Genomic DNA, 306 nt, shown 5'->3' with positions numbered 1-306 from the left:
ATAACTCATTGAAATAATGTCATAATAATTGTTTTCTAACGACGAATACTATGACACATCTCAATGAGTTATATCTTATCTTAAACAAATATCTAAAATGGAACAAGTCACATTTAAAGTGCTTTGCGCTCATCATGCTTGTGATTATTTTAAAGCAAACATGTAATCTTTCTTCTGCATCTAAAGCCTTGCCCATCAAGTGCTTACCACAATCATTTTATCGACGTATGCAGCGCTTCTTTGCAGGTCAGTATTTTGATTATCGTCAAATTTCTCAGTTGATTTTCAATATGTTTTCATTCGACC

General features: G+C 32.4%; 1 pseudogene. It reads left to right on the top strand.

The window, feature by feature from the left end:
• Positions 1 to 50: 50 nt before the first annotated feature.
• Positions 51 to 306 (top strand): annotated as a pseudogene (locus RRF55_RS27375) (IS4-like element ISAba33 family transposase); the annotation flags it as partial.

The organism is Klebsiella sp. K47 (assembly GCF_051858335.1).
Lineage (GTDB): Bacteria > Pseudomonadota > Gammaproteobacteria > Enterobacterales > Enterobacteriaceae > Klebsiella > Klebsiella pneumoniae.
This window is presented reverse-complemented; position numbering and strand designations above follow the sequence as displayed.